The 10898-nt window shown below is 66.0% G+C and carries 9 protein-coding genes; all 9 read left to right on the forward strand.

Annotation, left to right across the window (positions count from 1 at the left end; genetic code table 11):
- Positions 1–97 precede the first annotated feature (97 nt).
- Positions 98–976, forward strand: coding sequence for a translation elongation factor Ts (tsf, locus tag ACE026_RS14410; protein ID WP_088433310.1), 879 nt, complete (start codon positions 98–100; stop codon positions 974–976).
- 192 nt (positions 977–1168) lie between these two features.
- Complete coding sequence (locus ACE026_RS14415; protein ID WP_486039512.1) at positions 1169–2668, forward strand: HDOD domain-containing protein; 1500 nt, start codon at positions 1169–1171, stop codon at positions 2666–2668.
- A gap of 133 nt (positions 2669–2801) precedes the next feature.
- The gene (gene pyrH, locus ACE026_RS14420; protein WP_123728765.1) at positions 2802–3530 is read left to right on the forward strand and encodes a UMP kinase; all 729 of its coding nucleotides are present in this window, start codon (positions 2802–2804) and stop codon (positions 3528–3530) included.
- 99 nt (positions 3531–3629) lie between these two features.
- Positions 3630–4187, forward strand: a complete 558-nt coding sequence (frr, locus tag ACE026_RS14425; protein WP_121041484.1) for a ribosome recycling factor — start codon at positions 3630–3632, stop codon at positions 4185–4187.
- Between the two features lie 41 nt (positions 4188–4228).
- The gene (gene uppS, locus ACE026_RS14430; protein WP_486039514.1) at positions 4229–4963 is read left to right on the forward strand and encodes a polyprenyl diphosphate synthase; all 735 of its coding nucleotides are present in this window, start codon (positions 4229–4231) and stop codon (positions 4961–4963) included.
- Entirely contained in the window at positions 4960–5784 is an 825-nt protein-coding gene (locus tag ACE026_RS14435) for a phosphatidate cytidylyltransferase (RefSeq protein ID WP_313217723.1), read from the forward strand. The genes uppS and ACE026_RS14435 overlap by 4 nt, the downstream gene beginning before the upstream one ends.
- Before the next feature lie 2 nt (positions 5785–5786).
- Positions 5787–6977 carry a 1-deoxy-D-xylulose-5-phosphate reductoisomerase gene (locus ACE026_RS14440; RefSeq protein WP_486039515.1) on the forward strand — a complete coding sequence of 397 codons (1191 nt, stop codon included), beginning with the start codon at positions 5787–5789 and terminating at the stop codon, positions 6975–6977.
- 34 nt (positions 6978–7011) lie between these two features.
- Entirely contained in the window at positions 7012–8370 is a 1359-nt protein-coding gene (gene rseP, locus ACE026_RS14445) for an RIP metalloprotease RseP (RefSeq protein ID WP_486039516.1), read from the forward strand.
- A 73-nt stretch (positions 8371–8443) separates the two neighbouring features.
- On the forward strand, positions 8444–10810 hold the full coding sequence (gene bamA / locus ACE026_RS14450; protein ID WP_121041476.1) for an outer membrane protein assembly factor BamA: 2367 nt from the start codon (positions 8444–8446) through the stop codon (positions 10808–10810).
- The last annotated feature ends 88 nt before the right edge of the window (positions 10811–10898 follow it).

The raw sequence follows: 10898 nt of genomic DNA on the forward strand, positions 1-10898 counted from the left end.
CCGCTCCTGTCCGCTGCCGATGGCGCGACGACAGGACACCTGTCACACGGGCCGGCCACCATGCCGGCCCAACCCCTTTCTTTCGTGAGGAAATCCCGTGGAAATCACTGCTTCCCTGGTCAAGGAACTGCGCGAGCGCACTGGCGCCGGCATGATGGAGTGCAAGAAGGCACTCGTCGAAAACGGCGGCAACATCGACGCCTCGGCCGAATGGCTGCGCAAGTCCGGCCTGGCCAAGGCCGACAAGAAGGCTGACCGCGTGGCTGCCGAAGGCATCATCGTGGCAGCCCAGGACGGCGGCAAGGCCGTGCTGGTCGAAGTCAACTCGGAAACCGACTTCGTCGCCAAGGACAGCAACTTCCTGGACTTCACCAAGGCTGTTGCTGCCACCGCGCTGAGCTCGGGCGCTGCCGACATCGACACCCTGAAGGCCGCCAAGCTGCCGTCCGGCGAGACGATCGAAGAAGCCCGCGCTGCTGTCATCGCCAAGGTCGGCGAGAAGGTCGACGTGCGTCGCATCGTGCGCCTGGAATCGACCAACAACGTCGCTGCCTACGTGCACGGCGGCCGCATCGGCGTGCTGGTTGAACTGGCCGGCGGCAACGAAGAGCTGGCCCGTGGCCTGGCCATGCACGTGGCTGCCATGAACCCGCCGCACAACAAGGCCGCCGATGTGCCGGCCGAGTTCGTCGCCAAGGAAAAGGAAATCGAACTGGCCAAGATGTCCGACAAGGACAAGTCCAAGCCGGCCGATATCCTGGAAAAGATCATCAGCGGCAAGATCGCCAAGATCGTCAACGAAGTGACCCTGTACGGCCAGCCGTACGTGCTGGACACCAACCAGTCGGTCGAGCAGGTCCTGAAGGCCGCCGGTGCCGACGTGGTCGGCTTCCAGCGCCTGGCGGTCGGCGAAGGCATCGAGAAGGTGGTGGAAGACTACGCCGCCGAAGTGATGAAGCAGGCCGGCCTGGCCTGATCTTCACCGCTCGAATGTGTTACGAAAGAAGCCGCGGACTCCGCGGCTTCTTTTTTTTGTCCATTGGCTTTGCTTTGTGTGCCGGATCAGGGCAATACTCCCAAACCGATCTGCCGCGTCAACGCAAGAAATCAAGGACGAAACTGTGATGTACCTCAGGTATTCTTGCCCCAACACACTGAAAAGCCCGCCATGCCTCCCGAGCTGACAGCCGCCCTGGCGCTCTGCCGCAACCTGCCCTCCCCGCCCGGTATTGCCCTGCGCATCATCGAACTGGCGCAGGATCCGGAAGCGGACATCACCACCGCCGCCGACATCATCGCCATCGACATGGCGCTGAGTGCCCGCATGCTGCGCATCGCCAATTCACCGCTGTATGCCAGCCGCCGACGCATCGAGAACCTTGGCCAGGCACTGACCATGCTCGGCCTGAATGCCACTGTCAGCCTCGCACTGGGCTTCACCGTCACCCAGAACCTGACCGCGGCCGGCGATGGCCAGGACCTGCGCGAGCGCGCGTGGCGCCGCAGCATCCTCAGCGCACTGGCAGCCAGCCTGCTCGGCCAGGCCCGCGGCCTGCGCAAGGCCGAGGAATTGATGCTGGCCGGCCTGCTGCAGGACATCGGCGTACTCGCCCTCGCCCAGGCGCAGCCGGAGACCTATCTCCCGCTGCTGCGCCAGGCGACCGACAACGACGCCCTGGTCGCACTGGAGCGCGAGCACCTGCAGTGCAGCCATGCCGATGTCGGCGCGTGGGTGGCCGAAGAATGGGGCCTGCCCCGCTACCTGGTGGACAGCATCGCGCACAGCGAATCGCCTGCCATCGGCGAAGACAATTTCCAGAACTGCGTTGCCCTTTCCGGCGCCGTGGCCGATATCTGGCTCGGCACCGATGCCGATGCCGCGCGCGAACATGCGCTGCAGCGCGTGCACGATACCCTCGGCCTGGACAGCGCCCAGTTCGACCAGGTGCTGGCCCGCATCGGCGAATCGCTGCCGGATATCAGCACCCTGTTTGAAACCCCGCTGTTCTCGCCCTCGCGCGTGCAGCAGCTGATCGACCATGCCCAGGAACTGGCCACGCTGCGCAACCTGCGCGAGATGCAGGACGCCGCCCTGGCCCGCCAGCGTGCGGATGAATTCGAAGCGCGCGCCAACCGGCTGGCCGAGCAGGCCCACCGCGATGCACTGACCGGCGTGCTCAACCGCCGCCAGCTCGAAGCCGTGCTCGAGCAGGAATTCCTGCGCGCCACCCGCCATGGCTGGCCACTCTCGGTCGCCTTCATCGACCTGGACGATTTCAAGAAGATCAATGATGCCCACGGCCACCTCATGGGTGACCAGGTGCTGCGCATGTTTGCCACGAAGCTGCAGGAGCAGCTGCGCAACAGCGATACGGTGGCCCGTTTCGGCGGCGAGGAATTCATCGCGCTGCTGCCCAATACCACCGAGCCGGTCGCGCTGGAAGTGGTCCGGCGGGTGCTGGCCACGATCGTCAACACGCCGATGGCCGAAGCGGCCAGTGGCCCGCTGTTCGTGACCTTCTCGGCCGGCGTGGCCACCCAGGGGGGCTACGAGCGTTTCGCCGATGTTCAGGACCTGCTCAAAGCCGCCGACGACGTGCTGTACCGCTCCAAGAACCTGGGCCGCAACCGCGTCATCGCGCGCTCGCCCAGTACCGCACCGGCCTGAGCCCGACCCGCGCGCGGCGCCGTCATCGCGGCCGCCGCAGCGCCTCCATACGCCGCAGTGCAGCAAATTTATGCTGCCCGATGGCCCGGCTTCCAGTAGAATCCGGGCGTTTTCCACGCACCCAGAGATCGCCATGTCAAAGCTCGCCTATCGCCGCATCCTGTTGAAAGTTTCCGGGGAGGCGCTGATGGGAGACGAGGACTACGGCATCGACCCCAAGGTGATCCACCGCCTCGCCCGCGAGGTGATGGAAGCGCAGGCCGCCGGTGCCGAAGTGGCCCTGGTGATCGGCGGTGGCAACATCTTCCGCGGCGCCGGCCTGGCCGCAGGCGGCATGGACCGGGTCACCGGTGACCAGATGGGCATGCTCGCCACCGTGATCAACGCACTGGCCATGCAGGACGCCCTGGAGAAGCTGGGCGCCAAGGCCCGCGTGATGAGCGCGATCAAGATCAATGACGTCTGCGAGGATTACATCCGTCGCCGCGCCATCCGCCACCTGGAAAAGGGCCGCCTGGTGATCTTCGCCGCCGGCGTCGGCAGCCCGTTCTTCACCACCGATTCCGGCGCGGCCCTGCGTGCGATCGAGATCGGCGCGGACCTGCTGCTGAAGGCCACCAAGGTCGACGGCGTGTACGACAAGGACCCCAACAAGTACAGCGACGCGGTCCGTTTCGACAGCCTGACCTACGACGAAGTGATCCGCCGCGGGCTGGAAGTGATGGATACGGCCGCCTTCGCGCTGGCCCGCGACAGCGATCTGCCGCTGCGCGTGTTCGACATGGGCCAGCCGGGCGAGCTGCTCAAGATCCTGCACGGCGACAACATCGGCACCCTGGTGCAGGGCCGCGACAACAGCTGAGCCTGAGCGGCGCCCCACGCCGGGCGCCCTGAACGGCCCGGCGAAGGCCCTTCTTCGCCTATAATCGCCCGATTCCCAGTTACATCCAGGATTCGGGCGATGCTCAACGAAATCAAGCAGGACGCGCAGACGCGCATGGCAAAGAGCATCGATGCTCTGAAGCACACCCTCACCTCCATCCGCACCGGCCGTGCTTCCCCGGCCCTGCTGGACCGCATCACCGTCAAGGCCTACGGCACCGACACCCCCCTGAACCAGGTCGCCTCGATCAGCGTCTCCGAGGGCCACTCGCTGGTCATCACGCTGTTCGACAAGGGCATGATCAAGGACGTGGAAAAGGCGATCTATGCCTCCGACCTCGGCCTGACCCCGAACGTGGCCGGCACCGTCATCCGCCTGAACCTGCCGCCGCCGACCGAAGAGCGCCGCAAGGAGCTGGGCAAGCAGGTGCAGAAGGAAGGCGAAGGCGCCAAGATCGCCATCCGCAACATCCGCCAGGACGCCAACAAGGCGATCGCCACCCTGATCAAGGACAAGGCGATCAGCGAAGACGACAAGAAGCGCGGCGAAGACGACATCCAGAAGCTGACCGACAAGTCCATCAAGGACGTCGATAGTGTTGTCGCCGAAAAAGAAAAGGAACTGATGGCGGTCTGAGCCCTATGTCCCAGGCCCCGACCAGCAGTTCCGACGCGCCCATGCCGCGCCATGTTGCCATCATCATGGATGGCAACGGGCGTTGGGCGCAGAAGCGTCGTCGCCCGCGCGTGATCGGCCATCGTGCCGGCGCGCGCGCGGTCAACCGCACCATCGATTTCTGCCTCGACCACGGCATCGCCGCGCTGACCCTGTTCGCCTTCTCCAGTGAAAACTGGGGCCGGCCGAGCGATGAGGTCGACGCGCTGATGAAGCTGTTCCTCAATGCCCTCGACCGCGAAGTGGACGAGCTGCACCGGCGTGGCGTGCGTGTGCGCTTCATCGGCGAGCGCGAGCGTTTCGGCGCCGGGCTGGTCAGCCGCATGCAGCTGGCCGAACAGCGCACCGCAGACAACCGCGCGATGACGCTGAACATCGCCGCCAGCTACGGTGGCCGCCAGGACATCGCCCGCGCCGCGCGCGAACTGGCCGCCGAGGGCGCGGCCGGCCGGCTGCTGCCCGAGCAGATCGACGAAGCGATGCTGAGCAGCCGCGTGGCCCTGGCCGACCTGCCGCCGCCGGATCTGTTCATCCGCACCGGTGGCGATACCCGCATCAGCAATTTCCTGCTCTGGCAGCTGGCCTACACCGAACTGTGGTTCACCGACGTACTGTGGCCCGAGTTCGACGCCGCCGTCCTGCAGCAGGCGATCGACGCCTATGCCTCGCGTGAACGCCGTTTCGGCCTGACCAGTGCCCAGATCGCCGCCTTGGCCACCGAGACCTCTTCCCCATGACCAAGACCCGAGTCATCGCCGCGCTGATCATGGCGCCGGTCGCCATTCTCGCCATCCTGATGCTGCCCACCCAGTGGCTGGCCGCCGCGGCCGCCGCCGTGTTCCTGATCGGCCTGTGGGAATGGCTGAAGCTGGCCGACGTCGAAGATACCCTCGCCCGCACCGTGCTGCTGGTGCTGAATCTGGTGCTGATGGTGCTGATCGTGTGGGCCGATGCCGGCTCGCTGGTGCTGTACCAGATCGCCGCACTGATCGGCATCGGCTGGTGGCTGATGGCGCTGCTGTGGCTGCGGTTCTTCACCTTCGGCGCCAGCCCGAGCAGCCCGGCGCGTGCGCTCAAGCTGCTGGCCGGCACCCTGGCGATCGTTCCGGCCTGGGCCTCGCTGGTGCTCATCCATGCCAGCGGTGACAACGGCCATCTGTGGCTGCTGACCGCGCTGGCCGTGGTCTGGGCCGCCGATTCGGGCGCCTACTTCGCCGGCCGCACCTTCGGGCGCACCAAGCTGGCCCCGCGGATCAGCCCCAACAAGACCTGGGAAGGCCTGGGTGGCGGCATGGTCGCCGGCCTGATCGTGGCGCTGGGCTTCGGCTGGCTGGCCGGTATCGACAGCGGCCATCTGGTCGGCCTGGTGATCACCGCCGTGGTCACCGTGTTCGCCTCGGTGCTGGGCGATCTCTACGAGAGCCTGATCAAGCGCCACGCCGGCGCCAAGGATTCGGGCCATATCATCCCGGGCCATGGCGGCGTGCTCGATCGTATCGACGGCGTTCTCGCCGCCCTGCCGGTGTTCGCACTCGGCAAGGAAATCTTCGGGTTCTAACCATGGCCAGCGCTTCTGCCCCCCGCCAGGTCGCCGTATTCGGCGCCACCGGTTCGATCGGCGCATCCGCGCTGGACGTCATCGCGCGCCATCCGGACCGCTACCAGGTCACCGTGCTGGCCGCCGGCCGCCAGGTCGATGCGCTGGTCGCCCTGTGCGCCGTGCACCGCCCGGCCCATGCGGTGATCGCGGACGAATCGCGGTATGCCGCCCTGCGCGACGGCCTGCGTGACGCCGGCCTGGCCACCCAGGCCCATGCGGGCGCTGCGGCGTTGGACCAGCTGGCCGCCAGCGATGTCTGCGACACCCTGGTCGCCGCCATCGTAGGGGCCGCCGGGCTGTCCTCGACCCTGGCCGCCGCCGCGGCCGGCAGGCGCATCCTGCTGGCCAACAAGGAATCGCTGGTGCTGGCCGGCGAACTGCTGATGCGCCAGGCCGCGGCCGCCGGGGCCGAGATCATTCCGATCGACAGTGAGCACAGCGCGATCTTCCAGTGCCTGCGCTCCCGCGATGCGAGCCTCGATGGGGCCGGCGTGCGCCGGATCGTCCTGACCGCCTCGGGTGGCCCGTTCCGTGGCCGCACCCGCGAGCAGCTGGCCCAGGTCACACCGGCCCAGGCCGTTGCTCACCCGAAGTGGTCCATGGGCCCGAAGATCTCGGTGGATTCGGCGACGTTGATGAACAAAGGCCTTGAAGTCATCGAAGCCCATCATCTGTTCGGCGTGCCTGGCGAGCGCATCGACGTGCTGGTCCATCCGCAGAGCCTGGTGCATTCGCTGGTCGAATTCGTCGATGGCTCCACCCTGGCCCAGATGGGCCTGCCGGACATGCGCACCACCCTGGCCGTCGGCCTGGGCTGGCCGCAGCGGATCGAATCCGGGGTCGGCGGGCTGGATCTGCTGACCCAGGGCCGATTGGATTTTGAAGCCCCGGACACCGAGGCCTTCCCGTGCCTGAAGCTCGCCTGGCAGGCCATGGCCGCCGGTGGCACCGCCCCGGCGATCCTCAATGCGGCCAATGAAGTCGCGGTTTCAGCGTTTCTTCAGGGGCGGGCAGCTTTCCTTGCCATTCCAGCGCTGGTCGCTAACGCTCTGTCAACACTGTCGAGCGAGTCCGCCGATACACTGGAGGGCCTGCTGACCGCCGATCAGCGCGCCCGCCAGATCACCCAAGCCGCCATCGACCACGCCTGAATGCCCCCTACGCCCCCTTACAGTGCTGATCACCATGGGTGATTTCATCGGATCCGTCTGGTGGATGATCGTCAGCCTTGGCCTGCTGGTGACATTCCACGAGTTCGGTCACTACTGGGTGGCCCGCCGTTGCGGGATCAAGGTGCTGCGCTTCTCTGTCGGGTTCGGCAAGCCGCTGTGGTCGCGCCGCAACCGCGCCGGCACTGAATTCGCGATCGCCGCCATTCCGCTGGGCGGCTACGTGAAGATGCTGGACGAGCGCGAGGTCGAGGTGCACCCGGCCGAGCGCGGCCAGGCCTTCAACCACAAGACCGTGTGGCAGCGGATCGCGGTGGTCGCCGCCGGTCCGGCCGCCAACCTGATCCTGTGCGTCGCCCTGCTGTGGGCGATGTTCGTGATCGGGAAACAGGATTATTCGGCCACCATCGGCCGTACCACCGGCATGGCCCAGACCGCCGGCCTGCAGGCCGGCGACCGTGTGGTCAAGGTCGATGGCCGCAGCGTGGCCACCGCTGGCGAGGCCAGCATGGCGCTGACCACCGCGGCGATGGATCGTCACGATGCCAAGGTCGAGGTCCTCGACGGCCTGGACCAGGTGCGGACCCGCACCCTGCCGCTGTCGCAGCTGCCGGCCGGCTTCGATGAACGCCGCGTGCCCCAGCTGACCGGGTTGAGCTGGCAGTTCTGGCTGCAGCCGGCGCTGGTGGACAAGGTTCTGCCCGACGCGGCTGCCCAGGGCGTGCTGGTGCCGGGCGACCTGATCGTGGCCGTGGACGGCCAGCGTATCGAAGGTGCCGACCAGGTGCCGGCGCAGATCGCCGCGCTCGGCCAGCGTGGCGGCCCCGGCATGATCGACGTCCTGCGCGGCGGAGAGCGGCTGGCGCTGGAGATCACCCCCCGTCAGGGCGTGGACGGCCGTGGCCAGCCGACCTGGCAGATCGGCATCGGTTTCCCGGAGACCCATGCCCCGGCATACGACGCCGAACTCAAGTTCGGGCCGTTTGCGGCAGTGCCCGTGGCCCTGCGCGAAACCGCCCGGATGGCGGGCGATTCACTGGGGATGATGCGCCGCATCGTCACCGGCAACGCCTCGCTGCAGAACATCTCCGGCCCGGTCACCATTGCCCGGGTCGCCAATGTCTCGGCCAAGCGCGGCCTGGACTGGTTCCTGTATTTCCTGGCCCTGCTGTCGCTGAGCCTGTGCATCATCAACCTGTTGCCCATCCCCATCTTGGACGGCGGGCACCTGCTGTATTACCTTATCGAGTTGGTCAAGGGCAGCCCGCTGAGCGAGCGCGCCATGGCTGCCGGGCAGTATGTGGGCCTGGCGCTGCTGGCCGGGCTGATGGGATTGGCGTTCTACAACGACATCCTCGGCCTGGTCCCGCGATGAACTTTTTTCCTTTTGTCGTCGTCTTATGCGCCGGCATCCCGCAATGTTGAAATCGACTCCAACCGGACGTGACATGACGCGACTCCCCAATCGCCGCCTGCTGGCCCTCGCACTCGTTGCCGGTTTCGGCGCGCCCGCCCTGGCGCAGGCAGCCGAGCCCTTCACCGTCAGCGACATCCGCGTGGATGGTCTCCAGCGCATCACCTCCGGTACCGTGTTCACCTACCTGCCGGTGGAACGTGGCGACACCATCACCGACAACAAGGTCGGTGAAACCATCCGTGCGCTGTACAAGACCGGCTTCTTCGAAGACGTCCAGCTCAACCGCCAGGGCGACATCCTCGTGGTCACGGTCAAGGAACGCCCGGCGATCAACAAGTTGACCGTCACCGGCAACAAGGACATCAAGAGCGACCAGCTGCTCAAGGGCCTGAGCGACATCGGCCTGACCGAGGGTGGCACCTTCGACCGCCTGAGCCTGGACCGTGTGACCCAGGAACTGCGCCGCCAGTACAACGACCGTGGCAAGTACAACGTGGACATCACCCCGACGGTGAGCCCGCTGGACCGCAACCGCGTGGACATCGCCATCGCGATCAAGGAAGGCAAGGCCGCCAAGATCCAGCACGTCAACCTGGTCGGCACCGAGAAGTTCCCGGCCAAGGACATCCTGGAAACCTGGGAATCCAAGGAGCACAACTGGGCCTCGTGGTACCGCCGCGATGACCAGTACTCCAAGGAAAAGCTGTCCGGCGATCTGGAAAAGCTCAACGGCTGGTACCTGGACCGCGGCTACGTGGATTTCAGCATCGACTCCACCCAGGTCTCGATCAGCCCCGACAAGCGCGACATGTTCATCACCGCCGGCGTGACCGAAGGTGAGCAGTACAAGATCTCCGAGATCAAGGTCACCGGCGACACCATCCTCCCGCAGGAAGATGTCGAGCGCATGGTGATCCAGAAATCCGGCGACACGTTCTCGCGTGCCCTGCTGGAATTCAGCTCGGACCAGATCACCAATTCGCTGTCCAACATCGGCTACGCGTTCGCCAAGGTGAACCCGATCCCGACCAGCAACCGTGCCGACCGCACGGTGGCCATCAACATGCAGGTCGTTCCCGGCCCGCGCGTGTCGGTGCGCCGCATCACCTTCAAGGGCAACACCCGCACCTCCGACGAAGTGCTGCGTCGTGAAATGCGCCAGTTCGAGAACAGCTGGTACTCGCAGGCCGCGATCGACCGCTCCAAGATCCGCCTGCAGCGCCTGGGCTACTTCGAATCGGTGGATGTGGAAACGCCGCCGGTCACCGGCAGCAACGACCAGGTCGACGTGGTCTACAACGTCAAGGAAACCACCTCGGGCAGCTTCGTGTTCGGCCTGGGCTATTCGCAGTCCTACGGCATGACCACCTCGGTGCAGCTGTCGCAGAACAACTTCCTCGGCGGCGGCAACCGCGTGTCGGTCGAAGCCTCGCGCAGCAGCTACCTGCAGCGTTACGGCTTCAGCTACACCAACCCGTACTTCACCGATGACGGCGTCTCGCTGGGCTACAACCTGTCCTGGCGCGAACTGGATTACTCCGACTTCAACACCGCGCAGTACAACAGCACCAACGGTGCCGCGCAGGTGGTGTTCGGCGTGCCGATCACCGAGAACGACACCGTCTCGCTGATGGTGGGCATCGACAGCAACCAGATCACCACCTACCAGGGCTCGACCCCGCAGGCGATCATCGATTACATCGATGCCATCGGCCAGCGCACGTTCCATTCCTGGCGCACCGAGCTGGGCTGGGCGCGCGATACCCGCAACGACTACTTCATGCCGACCCGCGGTACCTACCAGCGCGTCGGCCTGGAAACCACGCTGCCGGGTTCGACCGTCGAGTACTACAAGCTGAACTATCAGTTCTCCAAGTACTGGCCGATCATCCCGCAGCTGGTCATCAACACCCGCGCCGAAGTCGGCTACGGCGACAGCTACGGCAATGACACCACCCGCGTGATCACCAATCCGGATGGCAGCACCCGCGTGGTGACCGCCGCTGGCCTGCCGTTCTACGAGAACTTCTACGCCGGTGGTACCAACTCGGTGCGTGGCTTCGAGGACAACACCCTCGGCCCGCGTTCGGAACCGACCCTGAGCTACAACCGCGGCCAGCCGCTGGGTGGCTCGCTGAAGACCGTCGGTTCGGTGGAAGCCTACTTCCCGCGCCTGTTCGACAGCCCCTCGGCCCGCATCTCGGCCTTCGTGGACTTCGGCAACGTGTACACCGGCGTGGACAACTTCAAGGCCAACGAACTGCGCGTGTCCACCGGTGTTGCCCTGTTGTGGCGCGCCCCGGTCGGCCCGATCTCGATCAGCTACGCCTTCCCGCTCAAGAAGGAAGACGGCGACGAAGTCGAGCGTCTGCAATTCACCTTTGGCGGTCAGTTCTGACCGCCTAAGGTGAATTGCCCAAGGTTTGCGCAGCAAACCTTGGGGCCCAACGATTCCTCCTATCCCCCGCGCCGTCGGCGCGGGCCCC

The sequence above is a fragment of the Stenotrophomonas sp. AGC87 genome, assembly GCF_057333975.1.

What these genes read in the sequence shown, in the direction of transcription:
- frr (WP_121041484.1), top strand. Translation starts at nt 3,630, where the DNA reads ATGCTCAACGAAATCAAGCAGGACGCGCAGACGCGCATGGCAAAGAGC.
- pyrH (WP_123728765.1), top strand. Translation starts at nt 2,802, where the DNA reads ATGTCAAAGCTCGCCTATCGCCGCATCCTGTTGAAAGTTTCCGGGGAG.
- rseP (WP_486039516.1), top strand. Translation starts at nt 7,012, where the DNA reads ATGGGTGATTTCATCGGATCCGTCTGGTGGATGATCGTCAGCCTTGGC.
- bamA (WP_121041476.1), top strand. Translation starts at nt 8,444, where the DNA reads ATGACGCGACTCCCCAATCGCCGCCTGCTGGCCCTCGCACTCGTTGCC.
- ACE026_RS14440 (WP_486039515.1), top strand. Translation starts at nt 5,787, where the DNA reads ATGGCCAGCGCTTCTGCCCCCCGCCAGGTCGCCGTATTCGGCGCCACC.
- ACE026_RS14435 (WP_313217723.1), top strand. Translation starts at nt 4,960, where the DNA reads ATGACCAAGACCCGAGTCATCGCCGCGCTGATCATGGCGCCGGTCGCC.
- ACE026_RS14415 (WP_486039512.1), top strand. Translation starts at nt 1,169, where the DNA reads ATGCCTCCCGAGCTGACAGCCGCCCTGGCGCTCTGCCGCAACCTGCCC.
- uppS (WP_486039514.1), top strand. Translation starts at nt 4,229, where the DNA reads ATGCCGCGCCATGTTGCCATCATCATGGATGGCAACGGGCGTTGGGCG.